Raw genomic sequence first — 21,096 nt, 5'->3', positions numbered from 1 at the left:
TGTATGATTTCGAAAGACAAAAAGAAAACGAGTCTTCAAAAAGATCTCATTTTCGGTTAACTAAACTTATCTTGGCAAGTATACCCATATTAAAACAATTCTATACAAAAAGGGCATACGACCTCAAAATAATATTTTTGCATTGTATCATATTATCATAGCCGATTTGTCAAGTCAATAAATTATACATATTTCATTTATTTTTTTGCGCGTACTATCCAGTACCCTTTTTTCTTTTCTACTACATCGACTTCTGAAAACTTTTCTTCTAAGTAACTTACTGTCGATGGCGCTCCTTGTTTCTTCTGAATGACTACCCAGAGCTCACCCGAAGACACTAGCCGATCGTAAGCTCCATCGTAAAAGCGGAAAATCGTTTCCTTCCCCGCACGAATTGGTGGATTCGTTAAGATAGCTGCTGCATCTACATCTTTATCAACCATCGATAGGCCGTCACTCACAAATATTCGCACATTTTGAACACCGTTCACTTGCGCATTTTTTTGCGAAAGCGCAACTGCACGTTCATTAATATCCATCATAAAAACGGTACGGTCTGGATTAGCTTTGGCAATCGATAACCCTATCGGCCCGTATCCACAACCTACATCAAAAATCGCACCATCAATATCAGGCATTTGAAAAGCGTCTATTAAAACACGGGATCCAAAATCTACTTCGCTTTTACTAAATACACCAGCATCCGTTTCAAATGAAAACGTATGCCCTAGTAACTTGAATGTCCAGTGACGTGGTTTACTTTCAGTTTGAGGCTTACTTGTATAATAGTGATCTGACATTTTCACGCCTCCTCAGAATGAAGAAAAAAGCTCGCCAAAATGACGAGCTTTCCTTTTGTTAAAAAGTAACGCGAGATTACTTAACTTCTACAGATGCGCCAACTTCTTCAAGTTTAGCTTTGATTTCTTCAGCTTCATCTTTAGAAACGCCTTCTTTAAGAGCTTTAGGAGCGTTATCTACTACTTCTTTAGCTTCTTTAAGACCTAAACCAGTGATTTCACGAACCACTTTGATTACTTTGATTTTTTCTGCACCAGCAGATGCTAATACTACGTCAAATTCTGTTTTTTCTTCAGCTGCAGCAGCACCGCCAGCAACTACTGCTACTGGAGCAGCAGCTGTTACACCGAATTCTTCTTCGATAGCTTTTACTAAATCGTTTAATTCAAGAACTGTCATAGCTTTGATAGCTTCTAAGATTTGCTCTTTATTCATTATAATTTCCTCCTAATTGGATAATGTTTTATTTTTTTGCGATCAGGCCGCAGAAGTATTAGTGCGTACTAAATTACGCGCCTTGTTCTTCTTTTTGTTCTGCAACAGCTTTTGTTGCAAGTGCGAAGTTACGCACTGGAGCTTGAAGTACAGATAAAAGCATAGAAAGTAGACCTTCGCGTGATGGAAGTTCTGCAAGTGCTTTAACATCTTCAACAGAAGAGATAGTACCTTCAATAATACCAGCTTTAATTTCTAAAGCTTCGTTTTTCTTAGCGAACTCGTTGATGATTTTAGCAGGCGCTACAACATCTTCATTTGAGAACGCAATTGCGTTAGGACCAACTAATACGTCGTTGATTCCTTCAAGGCCAGCAGCTTCAGCAGCACGACGAGTTAAAGTGTTTTTGTAAACTTTGAACTCAACGCCAGCTTCACGAAGTTGTTTACGAAGCTCTGTTACTTGTGCAACATTAAGACCACGGTAATCCACAACTACTACAGAAGCAGCGCCTTGGAATTTTTCAGTAATCTCTTGAACTTGTACTTGTTTGTTTTCGATTGCTTTGCTCATGATGACACCTCCTATTAGAATGGGTCATTTATACCGACAAAAGAAAAGCCTCCGAGTCAAATAGACACAGAGGCTGAAAGTCATCATCTTTAAATAAGAATCTGAATTCCGATGTCCTCGGTAGGAACATTAAGTGACAAGTCACTCCTACTGTCTACGGTACAAATGGATAATTCACAACAGCAACTATAGTATCACGTATAGCCACTATCGTCAATACATATATATAAATTATTTTACTACTACGTTAGAAGCGTCAATTTTAACCGCTGGACCCATTGTAGTTGTAACATTTACAGATTTCATGTAAGTACCTTTAGCTGCAGCAGGTTTTGCTTTTTGTACTACATCAAAAACAGCTAAGAAGTTTTCTACTAATTTTTCTGCTGAGAAAGAAACTTTACCGATAGGAGCGTGGATAATACCAGCTTTATCAGCACGGTATTCTACTTTACCAGCTTTGATTTCTTCGATAGCTTTTGTTACATCGAAAGTAACTGTACCAGTTTTAGGGTTTGGCATTAAACCTTTAGGTCCTAATACACGACCAAGTTTACCAACTTCACCCATCATGTCAGGAGTTGCTACGATTACATCGAAGTCAAACCAACCTTGTTGGATTTTTTGGATGTATTCTGCATCGCCTACATAGTCAGCACCAGCTGCTTCAGCTTCTTTAAGTTTTTCACCTTTTGCAAATACTAATACACGTTGAGTTTTACCAGTACCGTTTGGTAGCACTACTGCACCACGGATTTGTTGGTCGTTTTTACGAGTATCAATACCTAAGCGGAAAGCAACTTCTACAGTAGCGTCGAAGTTTACTGTGCTAGTTTTTTGAGCAAGTTCGATTGCTTCTTGTGCAGTGTATAGTGCGTTACGATCAATTAATTTCGCTGCATCTTGCAGTTTTTTACCTTTTTTAGCCATTATATATTTCCTCCTTGATTGTGGTTATAGCGGATTTTACCTCCCACGAATAAAGGTTGCGTGTTCACAAAGAAACTTCGCAACCTTCCAAAAAACAAAACATCAAGTAAATGGGATTAGTCTTCGATAACAATACCCATGCTTCGTGCAGTACCTTCAACCATTAACATAGCAGCTTCTACTGAAGCAGCGTTAAGGTCTGGCATTTTAGTTTCAGCGATTTCGCGAACTTTATCACGTTTAACCGTTGCCACTTTTTTACGGTTTGGTTCACCAGATCCAGATTGGATACCAGCTGCTACTTTAAGTAGAACTGCTGCAGGTGGAGTTTTTGTAATGAAAGTGAAAGAACGATCCTCGAATACTGAAATTTCAACTGGGATAATAAGACCAGCTTGATCAGCAGTACGCGCATTAAATTCTTTACAGAATCCCATGATGTTCACACCCGCTTGACCTAATGCAGGACCAACCGGTGGAGCTGGGTTAGCTTTACCAGCAGGGATTTGAAGTTTAACAACTTTAATAACTTTTTTAGCCACGAGACACACCTCCTTAAGTCCGTGATGTGGTAATTGGGTTGCCCCTCCCACTCAATATCTGTCTGTCAGCTAAGTGCCGATAACATTAAAATTATCATTACAGACGTCAAACAAAAGTATGACAGTCTGACCTATGAAATGATACCACTTTTAATTTTTTTAAGCAAGTAGTAATTAACAAAATCTGCGAAACATCTACCAATTTGCATGTAAAGTTCTATTCTTAGAACTATAATTTTTGAACTTGTTCGAAATCTAGCTCCATAATCGTTTCGCGACCAAACATATCAACCGTCACTTTAATTTTACCTTTTTCTGTGTCAATTTCTTCAACACGCCCTTGGAAATGAGCAAACGGCCCTTCTAATACTTCTACTGCTTCACCAACAGTAATGTCCACTTCAACAACTTTATCAGTCATACCCATTTGTTGCAGTAAACGATCTGCTTCTTCAGGTAATAACGGTGTTGGTTTTGCTCCTCCACCTGATGAACCGATAAAGCCCGTAACACCAGGCGTATTTCGAACTACATACCAAGAGTCATCTGTCATGATTAACTCTACTAACACATAACCAGGGAAAACTTTACGCATCATTGTACGTTTTTTTCCATCTTTCATTTCTGTTTCTTCATGCTCAGGAACAATCACACGGAAGATTTTATCTTGCATTCCCATTGTTTCTACACGTTTCTCTAGGTTTGCTTTTACACGGTTTTCATACCCTGAATACGTATGAACAACATACCAATTTTTCTCCATAACTACTAGGACTCCTCGTCCGTCCCTCCCTTACAAATAAAAGTGAAAATGAATCGCGATACGCTCAATGCATTTTTACTCTTTTCACAAACATCTCATTAGAAAAATATAGCTTTCGCTAATTGCTTGCGAAAGCTCGATGATATATACCGAAACTAGCATAGTCATCTATCGCTACTATCATACTCTCCTAGTAGTATTTATCATAATGAGGAGATTTTACTGCTTTGCGCTTCACTTCACCCATCTCATCGATCCAATTTAGATGGAGTTTTCTGCTGAATGAAGATAAAACAAACGAAAAAACCCGTTATTGCAATGGACGGGCTATTTCAAAAATATGCTATTTACTAAATTATAAATCTAAGTACCAGCGGAATAATGATGAAATACCTAAGTCAACTAACACAAAAAATAAAGCCATAATGACAACAGTTGAAATTACAACGACTGTATACTTCGTCAGTTCTTTACTTTTCGGCCAGCTTGTTTTGCGCATTTCTGACATTACATCGCTGAAAAAGCTTTTGATCTTGCCCATTCTAGCTTAACCTCCGAATCAATCAAATCTGTCTATTTACATATCATTTTATAGCGTTTGTTTATGCATTGTATGTTCATTGCAGTGTGAGCAAAATTTCTTTAATTCGAGACGTACAGTTGAACCTTCTTTAGCTGGGAACGTGTAATTTCTCGAACCACATTTCTCACAATTTAGCACGACTTTTTTTGCCATATAATCACCTTTTTCGGCACTTTGTCTTTTTAAGACTAACACCTATATTTGTCAATGTCAATAAAGGCCTATATAGGCTAAGACATTTCCTCAAGGACTAAATGACGTTCTAATTTACGTTTAACCCGCTGCAATGCATTATCGATAGATTTCACATGACGATTTAATTTGGCGGAAATTTCATGATAAGACTGACCGTCTAGATATAAGGCTAAAACTTGTAGCTCTAATTCACTTAAAATCTCACTCATCTTTTCTTCTAAATATCCAAACTCTTCTCTATGAATCATCAATTCTTCTGGATCATCCATAATAGCACCCGTTAGTACATCCATAAGCGTTCGGTCTGACTCTTCGTCGAATATAGGCTTGTCCAAAGAGATATAGGAATTTAGAGGTATATGCTTTTGCCTAGTAGCTGTTTTAATAGCTGTGATAATCTGTCTTGTAATACATAACTCTGCAAAAGCCCTGAATGATGCAAGCTTATCTCCTTTAAAATCACGAATCGCTTTATATAAGCCTATCATGCCCTCTTGTACGATGTCTTCCTTATCTGCTCCGATTAAAAAATAGGATCTTGCCTTCGCTCTTACTAACAAACGGTATTTCGTAATTAAATAATCCAACGCATCTGTATTACCTTGATGCACCATTTCAATAAGCTCTTCATCATTGAATCGTTCAAAATCTTGTGTCACTTGTACAATGCTATTTTTAAACATGGTATCACCTCAGCCACAACAGATAATTAGAAACAGTATAACGGAATTGGAAAATATGCGTCAATCAATCATTTCAACCCTCGTCGCCATTTTTCAAAGGCGAGCGCAACATCTGGCTTTAATTCTATACGAGAAGGCGGCTTACTTTCTTGCTTCCGCTTCACATCATGGGTAATTTTATGTTGGATAATACTTGTATCAATTTCTAGCTCTCTTGCCGATTTCCTTAAGGCACCATTCCCAAATATAACACTTTGCTCTGCCATATCAGAAGTTGCTACATGAATTTGTACATTTCTTGCCTTTAATTCATGTGTCATTTTTTCAATACGTTCATCTGCTGTTTCATTTTTTCGTGTATAAATGACTTCTACATCATTTTCTATATAAGATTGCTCTACTCCTGGTACAAGATGTGCGTCAAAAACAATAATTACACGCCAACCCATTGCTGCTTTATATTCAGCCATGAGTTCTATCAACCTTCTTCGCGCATCCTCAAAATTCGTATCACGCAATGGTCGCAGCTCTTTCCAAGATCCAATCATATTATAGCCATCAACAAGCAAAATGTTTTTCATTGTTACTCAATCGCTTCTTGACGTTTACGATACACTTCGTACATTAATAAAGCCGCTGCTACTGATGCGTTCAGTGATGTGACATGCCCAACCATCGGTAAGTGATATAAAAAATCGCATTTTTCTTTTAATAAACGCCCCATCCCTTTGCCTTCACTACCGATAATGATAGCTAATGGTAATGTTGCATCCATTTTTCGATAATCTGCAGATCCCTTTGCATCCGTCCCTGCAATCCATATACCGCGTTCTTTTAATTCATCTATTGTTTGAGCAAGATTGTTTACACGTACAACTGGAACATGTTCAATCGCTCCTGTAGATGCCTTAGCCACTACCGCTGTTAAACTCACTGATCGGCGCTTAGGAATAATAATACCATGTGCTCCTATAGCATCAGCCGTTCTCATAATAGACCCTAGATTATGAGGATCCTCTAACTCATCTAAGATTAAGAAAAAAGGATCTTCCTGTTTATGAGCTGCTGCTGCAAATAAATCCTCAAGTTCAGCATACTTATAAGCGGCAACAGAAGCAACGATTCCTTGATGATTAGCACTTGTTAATTGATCAACTTTCTTTTTTGGAACAAATTGAACGATGACACCACGTTCGCGGGCTAGATCTAGCAGTTCATTGACGCCAGACTTTTTTACTCCTTCTGCAATCCATACTTTATTCATATCGCGGCCTGAACGAAGTGCTTCTAACACTGGGTTTTTACCGGCAATAATTTCACCATTCTGTTCTGCCATTATTTAGACACTCCTTTTGATTCCTCGATTATTTGAATAGCATATGCAATGATTTCGTAGACGCGTTCTAGTTCATTCAATAAATATAAACTACCAAGCACCGCCTCAAAGCCTGAGCTATTACGATAGGTTTGGACATCCGTATTTTTTGGTACAGAGCCGGATTTGGCATTGCGTCCACGACGGAACACAGCCAATTCCTCCTCTGTTAAATAATTTTCATCCATCATGCGATGAACGATCATCGATTGCGCTTTTGCTGAGACGTAGCGAGTTGCCTCTCGATGTAGTGTGTTAGGTTTAACACGACCAGAGCGTAGCAAGTATTCTCGGACCTTTTGTTCCAATACGGCATCACCCATATAGGCTAACGCCAGCGCTTTTAATTGTTTAACATCTTCATTGCGAAGTTTATCCAACTTAATTACCCTCGTTTCCATCTAGTTCCTTGTCGTGTATCTTCTAAAATGATACCTTGGGCTTGCAAATGGTCACGGATTTCATCAGATCGAGCAAAATCACGATTTTTACGTGCCTCGACGCGCTCTTGTAGTAATGCTTCAATTTCTTCGTCTAATAGTTCTTCTTCTTTTGCAAATTCAATACCTAAGACGTCACCTAATACTTCAAAGGTTTCAATAAAGGTTTCTAATACCTTCTTGCAAGTATTGGCTTCATTTAAGTAAATATTAGCAATACGAGCTACTTCAAATAATACAGAAATAGCGTTGGCTGTATTAAAATCATCATCCATTGCCTCTTCAAAATGCGCTTTTTGTTCCGCAATTTTGTTCAGCCATTCTTCTGAATGATCACCTAAGCTTACAGTAGTCGTAAGGCGATGCTTCGCATTGTTGTATGCTGTACGAATGCGCTCTAAACCTGACGCAGCAGCTTCTACTAGGTCCTTCGCAAAGTTAATTGGATGACGATAATGGACAGATAACATGAAGAAACGTAATATCTGCGGGTCAATTTGTTTACGGATATCATTCACAAGAATGAAATTCCCAAGAGATTTGGACATCTTTTCATTATCAATATTAATATACCCGTTATGCATCCAATAACGCGCAAATGTTTTATCATTGTGTGCCTCTGATTGAGCAATTTCATTTTCGTGGTGAGGGAAAGTTAAATCCTGCCCACCAGCATGAATATCAATAGTATCTCCTAAATGTTCACGAGCCATTACAGAACACTCAATATGCCACCCTGGACGACCATCTCCCCATGGGCTTTCCCAGAATATCTCACCTGGCTTAGCAGCTTTCCATAAAGCAAAATCTAGCGCATCATCTTTTTTCTCGCCCGCTTCAATACGAGCACCGATTTTTAAATCGTCAACTGATTGGTGTGATAATTTACCGTAGCCATCAAATTTACGAGTACGGTAATACACATCTCCAGCAGACTCATAAGCGTAGCCCTTTTCAATTAGCACTTGAATAAATTGAATGATATCGTTCATATGCTCTGTCACGCGTGGATGAACATCCGCTTTTTTGCATCCCAGTGCTGTAACATCTTCAAAATAGGCTGCAATAAAACGCTCAGTTAATTCATGCACTTCTTCACCTAGCTCGTTTGCTGCTTTAATAATTTTATCGTCTACATCCGTAAAATTGGAAACAAACTTTACATCATAGCCTTTATACTGAAAATAACGACGTACTGTATCATAAACAATTACAGGGCGTGAATTCCCAATATGGATATAGTTATAAACCGTAGGACCGCATACATACATTTTTACCTTGCCCTCTTCTAGCGGTACAAAGGTTTCTTTTTGTCGTGTTAATGAGTTAAAAATTTGAATACCCATTGTATTTCACTCTCCTTTTCTGTTGAATAAAAAAGCGCCCCTATCACTCCTAAAAGGAATGACAGAGACGCTCGATTTGCGTGGTTCCACTCTGATTGAAGACAAAAAGCCTTCCACTTTGGACATCCATTAACGGGGATGACTCGATAAAGCCTACTCTCGTTCAGCTTTATGCTCAAAGGTGCATTTCAGTTTTGCCTAGGCTCAGACCACTTTCAGCCGATGATGGTCCTCTCTTAAGAGCATGCGCCACTTACTTCTCCTTATCAACGCTTTTTCAATGTAAATACATTTTACAACGAACGAATGAATTGTCAATAAATTTATCTTTATTGTGCAAATTTTTCTACACGGTCAATTGCTTTCTCTTTACCAATTAAACAAATGGCGTTCGGCAACTCTGGCCCATGTGTTTCACCTGTTGTTACAACACGGATTGGCATGAACAGATTTTTACCTTTATGACCAGTTGTCTTTTGTACAGCTTTAATCGCAGCTTTTACTGCATCTGGTGTAAACTCTTCTAGCTCTTCCAATTGTGCTTTAAATGCCGCCATTACTTCAGGTACTTGCTCTCCTGCTAAAACCTCTTTTGCTTCTTCATCATATTCAATATGGTCGTTAAAGAATAGGCTAGATAATTCGACAATTTCTGCACCAAAGCTCATTTGGTCGTGATAAAGCGCGATTAAATCCGTCGCCCAAGCATGTTGCTCTGCAGTAAGCTCTTCAGGTAATAAGCCTGCTTTTTGTAGGTGTGGTAAAGATAATGCTACCACTTCTTCCAAAGACAATTTTTTAATATATTGATTATTCATCCATGTTAGCTTTTGTTTATCAAACATAGATGGTGATTTTGAAAGACGTTTTTCATCAAACATTTTGATAAATTCTTCTTTTGAGAAAATCTCTTCTTCTCCCTCTGGAGACCAACCAAGTAGCGCAAAGAAGTTAAACATCGCTTCAGGAAGATAACCTAAATCTTTATATTGCGTAACAAATTGAATAATCGATTCATCACGCTTAGATAGTTTTTTACGGTTTTCGTTAATAATTAAGGTCATATGACCAAAGCGTGGATATTCCCAACCAAATGCATCAAAAATCATCATTTGCTTTGGTGTATTTGATAAATGCTCCTCACCGCGGAAAACGTGAGAGATTTCCATAAAGTGATCATCTAAAACAACTGCATAGTTATATGTTGGAATACCATTTGCTTTTACAAGTACCCAATCACCAATATCTTTAGACTCAAATGTAACTTGTCCACGAACTAAATCTTCAAATTCATATGTTACATTTTCAGGTACACGCATACGGATTGTGTATGGCTCACCTGCTGCTTCTTTAGCAGTGATTTCATCTGCTGATAAGTGGCGACATGTACCATCATAAGTAGGAGCAGCTACACCTCTTGCTTTTTGTTCTTCACGAGATGCTTCAAGCTTTTCAGAAGAACAGAAACACTTATAGGCTACACCTTGCTCTAATAGTTTTTCAGCGTGTTCTTTATAAATATCAAGACGTTCCATTTGACGATAAGGCGCATAAGGTCCACCAATATCAATGGACTCATCATATTCAATACCTAACCATTTTAGGTTATCTAGCTGAGATGCTTCTCCGCCCTCTACATTACGTTCAATATCCGTATCTTCAATACGTACAATGAATTTACCGTTATGATGTTTTGCATATAAATAATTGAATAATGCTGTACGCGCTCCACCGATATGTAAATAACCTGTTGGAGATGGCGCGTAACGAACGCGAACTTCTTTCGTCATAATTAAAAGCCTCCTAAATTTTCGATCAAAAATTGACTTTGTTCATTTTACCACTCTGTTACAGGAAATAAAAGCGGGGTTCATCCACATTTATTTCTTGATCAATAGAATTGTTGCCATTGCCGCAATACCTTCCTCGCGACCTGTAAAACCTAATCGTTCAGTTGTAGTTGCTTTAACATTTACCTGTGAAGGCTCTGCATGTAATAATTCAGCGATACGTTGTTGCATCTGTCCAATATAGGGGGCCATTTTAGGACGCTGTGCCATAATGGTACAATCGACATTCCCTAGAGAATAACCCTTATCCTCAACAATCTTCCAAATGTACGCTAATAATTTTGCTGAGTCTGCGTCCTTAAATGCAGGGTCTGTATCTGGAAAATGACGGCCAATATCTCCTTCTCCAATTGCTCCTAGAGCTGCATCTGTGACAGTGTGTAAGAGAACATCCGCATCTGAATGTCCTACTAGTCCTTTTTCATGCGGAATGGTAATGCCACCAATAATTAATGGACGACCTTCTTCAAATGCATGTACGTCAAAACCTTGTCCAATTCGAAACATATTCATCTTCCTTTAATTAATATTTAACATTATCATATCAAAATTTGTCCTAGGTTGTTTGAAAAGCGCTTTAATAATTATCCTCCTATAGCAGTAATGGGCAGTTTAGAAAGCTTCACTCTCTAGACTGCCCCACATTCTTTAAATATGATACTCTATATTTTTCATTTGACTGTTGCTAATATTCGGAGATGGCTGTGAATTATAGACACGTGAATAAGGGGGAACAGAGTGTGTTAGCCAAATATTACTCCCTAAGACGGAATCGTGCCCAATCGTCGTCTCGCCCCCTAAAATAGTAGCACCAGCATAAATGACAACATTGTCAGCAATATTTGGATGACGCTTAATGCCCTTAATTGGATTACCATTTTCATCTAATGGGAAGCTTAGTGCCCCTAATGTTACACCTTGATAAATTTTTACATTCTTACCGATAGTACAAGTTTCACCGATAACGACACCTGTTCCGTGGTCAATAAAGAATGATTCTCCTATTGTAGCCCCTGGATGAATATCGATACCCGTTAATCGGTGCGCATATTCTGACATAATTCGAGGCACAATTTGTACGCCCATTTCGTATAATTCATGTGCGATGCGATGAATATAAATAGCCACAATAGATGGATAGCTTAGCAAAATTTCCTCTGTGGAAAGAGCTGCTGGGTCACCATTATACGCCGCTTGAATATCTGTTTGTAGCACTTGGCGAATGGCAGGAAATCGATTAATCAAATTCATAACAATTTTGTCTGCTTGTTCACGGCAATACTTCTCGCAATTGGCAGGATCACTGTCCTCCATATTATAAAATAATACTTTTTCGATAATATCCCGCAAATCTAATGCTGTTTCACGCAGCTTATTACTGCAAACTACGTTCACCCTTGTTTCATCAATAGGTCTTTTCATATAAATGCCAGGAAACAGCACCTCATGGAAATTATCGATTATTTTTATAACCCGATCCCGTCCATCAAAGCCTATTGAGTTGTCAACGTCGATGTACTGTTTATTTATACTAGTTAATGAACCTGTAATTTCTGGAACCTTTTGATTTAACCAATCATTTAATGACACAATAAACACCCCTCACATCTTTTCATCTATTCTATTACCTTATTAATCATATATCCACTATTTCATTTTACACGTAAAACGATCACAAATGGATAAACCCACTTTATTGGAGCTATTCCAACTTTTTATTCTCTTCCTAAGCCTTCGCTTCTAATTCGACTAGCAAAATGTCATTAGTATCATACATATATGGATGAACAGATTTGGCATTGTGACCATACAATTTTCCCCAACCAAAACAAATAAAAAAGACTATCCATTCTCAAAAAACTACGAATGAATAGCCTCATAAATAATATTTCTTAATGATTGTATGAGCCACGCTTACGCAAGATTGCCTCACCAAATACTAAGTCTTCTTGTGTTGTCATTTTTACATTTTCATAACTACTTTCTACGATGTGTACCTGATGTCCGAGACGCTCCATTAGCATTGCCTCATCTGTCCCAAGAAAGCCTACTTTTTCAGCTACATCCTCTGCTTCCATAATTAATTCAAAACGGAATGCTTGTGGAGTTTGCACCATCCAAAGGCTTTCTCGATCAACCGTTTCCTCTATAATGCCATTCATTGATACTTTTTTCATTGTATCTTTCGCACGAACCCCTGCAATTGCTGCACCGTGATGATGCGCGTTCTGTACAAGCTTTGCAATGATATCATGCGTAATAAACGGGCGAGCTGCGTCATGGACAAGCACAATATCTACCTGTTGCATCTCTTTCATGCACGAATGAACCGAATGCTGTCGCTCAGCACCCCCATCAGGTAAACCCTTCACTTTGGTAATTCTATAGTCTTCTAGCATTTTTTGAATAAATCCACGTTCTTCTGGTTTTACAGCGAGCCAAATACCTGTGCAAGCGGGATCATGTTGAAACACTTCTAGCGTGTGTACCAGAATAGGTTTCTCTAAAAGCTTTAAAAATAATTTATTTTGCCCTGCACCCATACGCTTCCCACTTCCGGCAGCAGGTAGAACCACTTCATATTGCATTTTCACACATCCTAATCGTCCTTCGGCTTAGCAAATATCATACGACCTGCCGATGTTTGCAGCACACTAGTAACTGTAACTGTAATTGCCTGTCCGATATAACTACGACCACCTTCAACCACAATCATCGTACCATCATCTAAATAGGCAACTCCTTGGTTATGCTCTTTACCATCCTTTATAACCACAACCTGCATATCTTCACCTGGTATAACTACAGGTTTCACTGCATTCGCTAAATCATTGATATTTAACACTTTTACATGATGGAGCTCACAGACTTTATTCAGGTTAAAATCGTTCGTAACAATGCATGTATCATTGCCCATTTTTTTTGCAAGACGAACAAGCTTTAAATCTACCTCTTGTACATCTTCAAAATCCTCGTCCGTAATTTCAACTTTTGTCTTACGCTCATCTTGTAATTTTTTTAAAATATCTAAACCACGCCGACCTCTTGTGCGCTTTAAGGTATCAGAAGAATCAGCTATATGCTGAAGCTCTGTGAGCACAAATTGAGGTACAACTAATATACCCTCAATGAAGCCTGTTTCAGAAATATCAGCAATTCGACCATCGATAATTACACTTGTATCTAGCAGTTTGTAGCTTCCACGAACCTCCTGAGCTTCAGCACCTTCAGCAGCTTTTTTCTTCGTATTAGTACTACGTAATGTAAAAAGCTGTATGAGCTCATCTCTTTTTCTAAAACCTAGACGGAACCCTAAATAGCCTAATACAAATGACAGGATAATAGGGAGGACTTCCGTAATAACAGGGAATTTTACACTATCAATAGCAAAACCTAAAAAGTAAGCGACAATCAACCCAATTATTAAACCAAACGTTCCAAATAATAAATCTCCGATAGGAACCTTAAACAGAACTTCTTCCATCCAGCTAATGAGCCTTACAAAGTAATCGGAAAATGCAAAAGATAGTGTAAACAGTAAAAGTGCGCCTAGAGCTACTGATACATAAGGATTATCTAGCCAAGGATTAGATGATAAATGAAGCAATTCGTATAATGGCGGTAAGAAAACAAGGCCCAATGCTCCTCCAATCAGTAAAAACGCAATTTGAACAAATTTTTTCACAAGCTGTCACCTCCTAATTGTTAGTTAAGATTATACATAGTTTACGGTAGAAAATCTTTCATGAGCTCAGTCAAAATCTCATTATTTTTGATGTTGTGAAACAAGGATAAGATAGTTATACAAAATTTTACAAACTTCTATTTTGTTCGTACTAGATGAAATCCTTTATTCATTCATCAGCTATTATTTAGGACGTTTATTCTTTTATATGAGTTTCCGATATTAGCATTAAAAATGAAGGAAAATGCATGTCAGAATAATATCCAACATGCACAACCTCCTTTATAACTCTCTAAAGCATGCATTTAGTGCATCTTTAATCGTTTCTACACCAACAATTTCAATTCCCTGCGGAAATTCCCAACCACCAATATTCGAAGAAGGAATGAAAGCTCTTTTAAATCCAAGCTTCGCCGCTTCAATGACTCGCTGTTCTATACGTGATACCCGACGGACCTCACCTGTCAGTCCGACCTCACCAATAAAGCAATCCGTTGCACGCACTGCCTGATCCTTAAAACTAGATACAATGCTTGTCAACACCGCTAAATCTATTGCTGGCTCATCCAGCTTGACACCACCAGCAACTTTAATATATGCATCCTGAGCTTGTAGCATGAGACCCATACGCTTTTCTAGTACAGCCATTAGCAATTGTACTCGATTTTGATCGACACCTGTGGCCATACGTTTAGGATAGTTAAAGCTTGTAGGCGTAACTAAGGATTGAATTTCAACAAGAATTGGCCTTGTCCCCTCCATTGAGGCTACAATAGTTGACCCCGCCGCACCTTGTGACCGCTCCTGTAAAAATAACTCAGAAGGGTTTAGCACTTCCTTTAACCCACCTTGAAGCATTTCAAATATAGCAATTTCATTTGTAGATCCGAATCGGTTTTTTTGGCTTCTTAAAATACGATGATTATGATGTCTCTCCCCTTCAAAGTACAGTACAGTATCCACCATATGCTCTAAAATACGTGGCCCTGCAATTTGTCCCTCTTTTGTGACATGTCCTACTAGAAAAATAGCAATGCCTTTTGTTTTAGCGATTCGCATCAGCTCAGCTGTACATTCACGAACCTGTGAGACACTACCTGGGGCGCTTGTTACTTCTGGATGAAAGACGGTTTGTATGGAATCGACAATGACAAATTTAGGTTGTACTTCATCAATAGTTTGGTTTAAAAACTCTAGGTTTGTTTCGGAGTATATGTAAAGCTCTTGAGAAATCACTCCTAAACGCTCTGCTCGTAATTTCGTTTGACGAATAGATTCCTCTCCAGATATATAAAGTACGCGATGCCCTTTATTCGAGAGTAATGCGGAGACCTGTAATAGTAATGTTGATTTCCCTATTCCAGGATCGCCCCCAATTAATACTAGAGAACCAGGTACAATGCCACCGCCTAATACGCGATTGAGTTCGCCCATTTCTGTTGCTACACGCGATTCTTCAGTAGCTTCCACTTGGATAATCGGGATTGCCTTTTGAGTAACTGTAGCAGAATGTTGAAAAGCTCCACGTGGACCTTTAGCAACCATTTCTACTTCTTCCACCATTTTATTCCATTCACCACACCCAGGGCATCTTCCCATCCATTTAGCAGATTCATAGCCACAGCCTGAACATACAAATTTCGTTTTTTTCTTTGCCAAATTGCTTTCACCTCGAATATTTGTTCTTATCCTTAATTGTACAGAAAAAAAGACAGCTTGGCACTTAAAGCCTTACTGTCTTTCCTTGAAATTATTTAGAGATGGATACTCCCTCTTTTTTCTTTACAACAAACTCATCGTTTACGTAATCAATGACAACCTGATTACCCTTTTCTACATTACCTTTTAGTAATTCTTCTGATAATCGATCCTCTACTTGTTTTTGTAATGCACGACGTAGTGGACGAGCACCATATTGAGGGTCATAGCCTTCTTCAGCAATTTTTTCAAGTGCTGCGTCAGTCAGCTCTAACGAAATGTCTTGCTCTTTCAAGCGTTTTGTTAAAGCATTGCCCATCATTGCAATGATTTCTTTTAAGTGCTCTTTTTCTAATGCGTGGAAGACAATCATTTCATCGATACGGTTTAAGAATTCTGGACGGAATGCTTTTTTCAATTCTTCTAACATCGTACCCTTCATGTCTTTATGTTTAGACTCTGCACCGCCTACATTAAAACCAAGGCTCTTTTGGTATTTTAATGCATCCGCACCAACGTTTGAAGTCATAATGACCACTGTATTGCGGAAGTCTACTACACGTCCCTTAGAGTCTGTTAAACGACCATCTTCAAGCACCTGCAATAGAATATTGAATACATCAGGGTGTGCCTTTTCAATTTCATCTAATAAAACGACTGAATATGGCTTACGGCGAACTTTCTCTGTCAGTTGGCCACCATCATCGAAGCCTACATAGCCTGGAGGTGAACCTACCAAACGAGAAGTCGAATGTTTCTCCATATACTCGGACATATCAACACGAATCATCGCATCCTCATCGCCAAACATTACTTCAGCAAGTGCTCTTGCAAGCTCTGTTTTACCAACGCCTGTAGGTCCTAAGAAGATAAATGAACCAATTGGTCGTTTTGGATCTTTTAAGCCTGCTCTTGCACGACGTATTGCACGAGAAATCGCTTCTACTGCTTCTCCTTGCCCTACTACACGTTTGTGTAACTCTTCTTCAAGCTGTAATAACTTCGAAGATTCTTCAGAAGCAATTTTAGCTACTGGGATTCCTGTCCACATTGAGACAACTGCTGCTACATCATCCACAGTCACTTTAGATTCGGCTTTACCTTGCTCTTCTTTCCAATTTTTTCGAGTAGCTTCAATTTCATCCTTCAGCTTTTGCTCTGTATCTCTTAGCGCTGCTGCCTTTTCAAATTCTTGACCTGATACGGCTGCATTTTTTTCAGAACGAACATTTTCAAGCTTATCCTCAAGCGCCTTTAAGTTTGGTGGTACTGCGAATGAGCGTAAGCGTACTTTAGAACCTGCTTCATCGATTAAGTCAATCGCTTTATCTGGTAAGAATCGATCAGAAATATATCTATCACTCATTTTTGCCGCTGCTTCAATCGCTTCATCTGTAATTTTCACACGGTGATGCGCTTCATAACGATCGCGTAAGCCTTGAATAATTAGAATAGCCTCTTCCACTGTCGGCTCATCCACTTGGATTGGTTGGAAACGACGCTCTAAGGCTGCATCCTTTTCAATGTACTTGCGGTACTCATCAAGTGTTGTGGCACCAATACATTGAAGCTCCCCACGTGCTAAAGATGGTTTTAAGATATTTGATGCATCAATCGCACCTTCAGCACCACCCGCACCAATTAATGTATGCAATTCGTCAATAAATAAAATGATGTTGCCTGCTTGGCGAATTTCATCCATCACTTTTTTCAAACGATCTTCAAATTCTCCACGATATTTTGTACCTGCCACAACTGTCCCCATATCTAGTGTCATTACACGTTTGTCACGAAGGATTTCTGGCACTTCGTTATTAATAATTTGCTGTGCCAATCCTTCAGCAATCGCTGTTTTACCAACACCTGGCTCACCAATCAATACAGGGTTATTTTTCGTACGACGCGATAAAACTTCAATAACTCGTGTAATTTCCTTGCTTCGACCAATAACAGGGTCTAATGTACCTTCACGTGCAATTTGGGTTAAATCACGTGCTAGGCTATCTAATGTAGGTGTATTGGCAGCTTGAGCTGCTTGTTGGCCAGATTGTGCATTATCATTATTACCTAATAGCAATAATACTTGCTGGCGAGCTTTATTTAAACCGACTCCCGCATTGTTTAAAACGCGAGCTGCCACGCCCTCACCCTCACGTATAAGCGCCAATAATAAATGCTCTGTGCCGATATAGGAGTGACCTAATTTACGTGACTCATCAACAGATAATTCAATTACCTTTTTAGCTCTTGGCGTATAATGAACGATTGGACCGACATCTTCTTTGCCCTTACCCACTAATTCTTCAATGCCAGCTTCAATCATTTGAGGACTAATATCAATGGCTTCTAACGCTTTCGCAGCAATACCGCCGCCTTCACGTATAAGCCCTAATAGAATATGCTCTGTACCGATAGATTCGTGCTTCCAACGAATAGCCTCTTCCTGAGCAAGCTGTAATACTTTTTGCGCGCGTTGTGTAAAACGATTAAACATCATATAAATCCTCTCCTTTTTCCCCATTTATAGGCTTATTCGCATGTTCTTGAGATAATGTCTCACGAAGCATCTCCGCTCGTACACGATCCCGTTCAGCAGGTGGTAATGCCTCACCTGCATAGTGCTGTAAAAAACCTGGTTGCATACTAACAACACATTCATTTAAAGTCGTTGCTTGTATACCATCAATCAATTGTAAATCTACTCCTAAACGAACATTAGATAGGCAAGTAGCAGCTTCCTCACTTGTTAAAATTCTTGCATGTGTAAGGGTTCCTAAAGCTCGATATACGCGATCTTCTAGCGCAAGCTCTGCCTTTTCCATTAATTTACCTCTTGCATGCCGCTCTTTTTGAATAATCTTTTCGGCGACACTTTGTATATCTGCTAAAATATCTTCCTCTGTCTTCCCAAGTGTAATTTGGTTAGACACTTGATAAACATTCCCTAAATTTTCGCTTCCTTCACCATATATACCTCTTACAGTCATTCCTAAGCGTGTCATGGCATTTATAATTTGATTCATTTGCCCAGTTAATGTAAGGGCGGGTAAATGCATCATGACGGATGCTCGTAGACCCGTACCAATATTCGTTGGACAGCTTGTTAAATAACCAAAAGTATCTCGAAAAGCATACGGTAATACTTTCTCTAGGATACGATCAATCTTATTTGCTTGTTCATAGGCACTTTGAAGTTGAAAACTTGCTGTCATACATTGAATGCGTAAATGATCCTCTTCATTCACCATAATGCTAACGGATTCGTCTTCAGAGAGTAGTATAGAGCCCACTTGCTCTTTTTTAGCCAGTTGCGGGCTAATCAAATGCTTTTCTACAAGAATTTGACGCTGTAAAGGGGTTAAATCCTTTATAGCAAAATAAGCATAATCATTTTGAAGAGTTGGGCTATCGCTGATTGCATGTGTAACGGCCTGTTCCACTTGCAGTGCCTCATTTTCTGAAAACGCTAATGGAAAACGATAGCCATCTAAATTTCGTGCAAGGCGGATCCGTGTACTAATGACGATATCTGAGTAATCATCTTTGATATGCATCCAAGTTGGTGTCGCACGCTCTAAAAACGATTCAATCATCATGTCACATCACCACCTTCAAATTGTAGATGCTTCTCTAGCTCTTTGACTTCATCACGTAGCTTCGCCGCTTCTTCAAACTGTTCTTCATCTACGGCGGATTTCATACGCTTGCGGATATCTTCTATTTGCTTTTTAATAACATACACATTACTGCGAGCACCAGGCATTTTTCCAATGTGTTGTGGACCTGCCTGAATACGATTAAAAAGCTTTGGCAAATGATCTCCAAATGTGTCATAACAGCTTGGGCACCCGAATTTTCCTTCTTTTAAAAATTGCTTATACGAAAATCCACATTGTGGGCATGTTTGCTGTTGTGGTTGTACCTGTTGTTTTTCCCCCACCTTTTGCCATGTAGGAGAGCCAAACCAGTTAGACAATAACTGTTGAATAGATACTGGCTCTTGTTTAAACTCTGCATGAAATGGATGGAATTGTGAGGCGCAGACGTCACAATAATGATGCTCTACTTTTTGCCCACTTTGAACTTGTGTTACTGTAACTGTCGCATTACGTTGTTTACAATGTTCGCATATCATTTCCATCACCTCACTATTTTTGTTGTTCGTATTTTATTGTTGTCAGCATTGCTCGCAATATTTTTGATCGAATGACATCTCTTAATGGGAGATGCAAGTCGATCGTGGAGCGATCAATTGCTGCTAACATTAATTTCGCTTCTCGCTTGGAAATTACCTGCTCATCAATGAGTCGATAAACCAAATCTTCTGCCATTGTTTGTGATGCCCCACCTTCAATTTGCCTGAGAACATCGTCGATTAAATCAATCTGTGAATTCGCGCGGACACGTAAAATTCGAATGTATCCACCACCACCACGTTTGCTCTCAACAAGGTAACCCCGCTCGGCAGTAAATCTTGTATTAATAACATAATTTATTTGTGATGGTACACATTGAAATTTATCAGCGATTTCACTACGTTTAATTTCAATATGCCCTTCTCCACCTAATTCAAGTACTTGCTTTAAGTAACCCTCTATGATGTCTGATATATTACGCATTTTAGGAATACACCTCGCTTGCTTCACTGACTTTGACTATCTTTGACTTTCTTTGAGTATATTATACAAAACGCTTGAAAAAAATTGCAATGATTTCGCCCATAGAAAAGTGGAAAGTCTTGAAAAAGGCTTTTTAAGAGCCGAAAAGAGCCCTTTTTCGATTATTTGTTTACGGTTTAATAATTTCCTTATACACCTAATGTACCCTTATTCGTCATAGAAAAAACGCAAGCATATGCAACTAGCATATACTTGCGTCTATGAAAATTATACCCAGCGACCAACAATTGGATAACGCCAAGGTTCATCAGACAATGCTTTTACGATACCGATGATCGGTACCACAAATACCATAATGCCGAAAATGATTAAAAATGGTAAGCCAATAAGGACAAAGCTTAAACCAACAGAGATAGCAATTAAAACACCCATGACAATTTGGAATAGCAGTGCTTGAATAGAAATTGCCTTTACTTCCTCATCCGAACTAATTAAAAAGAAAATAATGGGCACTAACCATGGCGCAAAAAATGCACTTGCGTGTATGATTACTTTAGACCATTTAGTCTCCATCTAT

General features: G+C 38.8%; 24 protein-coding genes and 2 other annotated features. All 24 genes read right to left on the bottom strand.

The genetic code is table 11. The annotated features are described in order from the left end of the window. Positions 1-197: 197 nt before the first annotated feature. Positions 198-800, bottom strand: a complete 603-nt coding sequence (locus tag EW028_RS17745) for a class I SAM-dependent methyltransferase (RefSeq protein ID WP_131521814.1) — start codon at positions 798-800, stop codon at positions 198-200. 76 nt (positions 801-876) lie between these two features. Then, positions 877-1,236 carry a 50S ribosomal protein L7/L12 gene (gene rplL / locus EW028_RS17740; RefSeq protein ID WP_004233598.1) on the bottom strand — a complete coding sequence of 120 codons (360 nt, stop codon included), beginning with the start codon at positions 1,234-1,236 and terminating at the stop codon, positions 877-879. 73 nt (positions 1,237-1,309) lie between these two features. Next, positions 1,310-1,810, bottom strand: a complete 501-nt coding sequence (rplJ, locus tag EW028_RS17735; protein ID WP_004233596.1) for a 50S ribosomal protein L10 — start codon at positions 1,808-1,810, stop codon at positions 1,310-1,312. A 32-nt stretch (positions 1,811-1,842) separates the two neighbouring features. Beyond that, positions 1,843-1,988 (bottom strand) — a sequence feature (ribosomal protein L10 leader region). Positions 1,989-2,041: 53 nt separating this feature from the next. Further along, positions 2,042-2,740: a 50S ribosomal protein L1 gene (gene rplA / locus EW028_RS17730; protein ID WP_004233594.1), complete on the bottom strand. Its 699-nt coding sequence runs from the start codon at positions 2,738-2,740 to the stop codon at positions 2,042-2,044. A 116-nt stretch (positions 2,741-2,856) separates the two neighbouring features. Further along, entirely contained in the window at positions 2,857-3,282 is a 426-nt protein-coding gene (rplK, locus tag EW028_RS17725) for a 50S ribosomal protein L11 (protein WP_004233593.1), read from the bottom strand. A gap of 229 nt (positions 3,283-3,511) precedes the next feature. Beyond that, the gene (nusG, locus tag EW028_RS17720) at positions 3,512-4,045 is read right to left on the bottom strand and encodes a transcription termination/antitermination protein NusG (protein ID WP_004233590.1); all 534 of its coding nucleotides are present in this window, start codon (positions 4,043-4,045) and stop codon (positions 3,512-3,514) included. A gap of 355 nt (positions 4,046-4,400) precedes the next feature. After that, positions 4,401-4,586, bottom strand: coding sequence for a preprotein translocase subunit SecE (secE, locus tag EW028_RS17715; RefSeq protein ID WP_004233589.1), 186 nt, complete (start codon positions 4,584-4,586; stop codon positions 4,401-4,403). A gap of 48 nt (positions 4,587-4,634) precedes the next feature. After that, the gene (gene rpmG, locus EW028_RS17710) at positions 4,635-4,781 is read right to left on the bottom strand and encodes a 50S ribosomal protein L33 (RefSeq protein WP_004233588.1); all 147 of its coding nucleotides are present in this window, start codon (positions 4,779-4,781) and stop codon (positions 4,635-4,637) included. Between the two features lie 77 nt (positions 4,782-4,858). After that, complete coding sequence (gene sigH, locus EW028_RS17705) at positions 4,859-5,506, bottom strand: RNA polymerase sporulation sigma factor SigH (RefSeq protein ID WP_004233587.1); 648 nt, start codon at positions 5,504-5,506, stop codon at positions 4,859-4,861. A 68-nt stretch (positions 5,507-5,574) separates the two neighbouring features. Beyond that, a complete protein-coding gene (locus EW028_RS17700) occupies positions 5,575-6,087 on the bottom strand; it encodes an NYN domain-containing protein (RefSeq protein WP_054548958.1) in 513 nt (170 codons plus the stop codon). A gap of 2 nt (positions 6,088-6,089) precedes the next feature. Continuing rightward, positions 6,090-6,842, bottom strand: coding sequence for a 23S rRNA (guanosine(2251)-2'-O)-methyltransferase RlmB (gene rlmB / locus EW028_RS17695; protein ID WP_131521813.1), 753 nt, complete (start codon positions 6,840-6,842; stop codon positions 6,090-6,092). Then, entirely contained in the window at positions 6,842-7,282 is a 441-nt protein-coding gene (locus EW028_RS17690; protein WP_175400791.1) for a Mini-ribonuclease 3, read from the bottom strand. The genes rlmB and EW028_RS17690 overlap by 1 nt, the downstream gene beginning before the upstream one ends. After that, a complete protein-coding gene (gene cysS / locus EW028_RS17685) occupies positions 7,267-8,667 on the bottom strand; it encodes a cysteine--tRNA ligase (protein WP_131521812.1) in 1,401 nt (466 codons plus the stop codon). The genes EW028_RS17690 and cysS overlap by 16 nt, the downstream gene beginning before the upstream one ends. A 60-nt stretch (positions 8,668-8,727) precedes the next feature. Continuing rightward, positions 8,728-8,946, bottom strand: a binding site (T-box leader). Positions 8,947-8,996: 50 nt separating this feature from the next. Then, the gene (gltX, locus tag EW028_RS17680; RefSeq protein WP_131521811.1) at positions 8,997-10,457 is read right to left on the bottom strand and encodes a glutamate--tRNA ligase; all 1,461 of its coding nucleotides are present in this window, start codon (positions 10,455-10,457) and stop codon (positions 8,997-8,999) included. A gap of 90 nt (positions 10,458-10,547) precedes the next feature. Continuing rightward, positions 10,548-11,024 (bottom strand): 2-C-methyl-D-erythritol 2,4-cyclodiphosphate synthase, encoded by a 477-nt coding sequence (gene ispF / locus EW028_RS17675; protein WP_131521810.1) that lies wholly within the window; start codon positions 11,022-11,024, stop codon positions 10,548-10,550. 141 nt (positions 11,025-11,165) lie between these two features. Then, positions 11,166-12,107 carry a serine O-acetyltransferase EpsC gene (gene epsC / locus EW028_RS17670; protein WP_131521809.1) on the bottom strand — a complete coding sequence of 314 codons (942 nt, stop codon included), beginning with the start codon at positions 12,105-12,107 and terminating at the stop codon, positions 11,166-11,168. 302 nt (positions 12,108-12,409) lie between these two features. Further along, on the bottom strand, positions 12,410-13,105 hold the full coding sequence (gene ispD / locus EW028_RS17665) for a 2-C-methyl-D-erythritol 4-phosphate cytidylyltransferase (protein WP_131521808.1): 696 nt from the start codon (positions 13,103-13,105) through the stop codon (positions 12,410-12,412). A gap of 11 nt (positions 13,106-13,116) precedes the next feature. Continuing rightward, positions 13,117-14,202 (bottom strand): PIN/TRAM domain-containing protein, encoded by a 1,086-nt coding sequence (locus tag EW028_RS17660; RefSeq protein WP_131521807.1) that lies wholly within the window; start codon positions 14,200-14,202, stop codon positions 13,117-13,119. Between the two features lie 282 nt (positions 14,203-14,484). Next, positions 14,485-15,861 carry a DNA repair protein RadA gene (gene radA / locus EW028_RS17655; RefSeq protein ID WP_004233577.1) on the bottom strand — a complete coding sequence of 459 codons (1,377 nt, stop codon included), beginning with the start codon at positions 15,859-15,861 and terminating at the stop codon, positions 14,485-14,487. Between the two features lie 91 nt (positions 15,862-15,952). Continuing rightward, a complete protein-coding gene (locus tag EW028_RS17650; RefSeq protein ID WP_016992144.1) occupies positions 15,953-18,397 on the bottom strand; it encodes an ATP-dependent Clp protease ATP-binding subunit in 2,445 nt (814 codons plus the stop codon). Continuing rightward, positions 18,387-19,496 (bottom strand): protein-arginine kinase McsB, encoded by a 1,110-nt coding sequence (mcsB, locus tag EW028_RS17645; protein WP_131521806.1) that lies wholly within the window; start codon positions 19,494-19,496, stop codon positions 18,387-18,389. The genes EW028_RS17650 and mcsB overlap by 11 nt, the downstream gene beginning before the upstream one ends. After that, on the bottom strand, positions 19,493-20,035 hold the full coding sequence (locus EW028_RS17640) for a UvrB/UvrC motif-containing protein (RefSeq protein ID WP_004233574.1): 543 nt from the start codon (positions 20,033-20,035) through the stop codon (positions 19,493-19,495). Before EW028_RS17640 ends, mcsB begins: the two co-directional genes overlap by 4 nt. 13 nt (positions 20,036-20,048) lie before the next feature. Then, positions 20,049-20,519 carry a CtsR family transcriptional regulator gene (locus EW028_RS17635; RefSeq protein ID WP_004233573.1) on the bottom strand — a complete coding sequence of 157 codons (471 nt, stop codon included), beginning with the start codon at positions 20,517-20,519 and terminating at the stop codon, positions 20,049-20,051. Positions 20,520-20,786: 267 nt separating this feature from the next. Continuing rightward, the gene (locus tag EW028_RS17630) at positions 20,787-21,092 is read right to left on the bottom strand and encodes a DUF4870 domain-containing protein (RefSeq protein WP_048395538.1); all 306 of its coding nucleotides are present in this window, start codon (positions 21,090-21,092) and stop codon (positions 20,787-20,789) included. Positions 21,093-21,096: the final 4 nt, after the last annotated feature.

Origin of the sequence: Lysinibacillus sp. OL1, assembly GCF_004332175.1 — a bacterium.
GTDB classification, from domain to species: Bacteria; Bacillota; Bacilli; order Bacillales_A; family Planococcaceae; genus Lysinibacillus; species Lysinibacillus capsici.
This window is presented reverse-complemented; position numbering and strand designations above follow the sequence as displayed.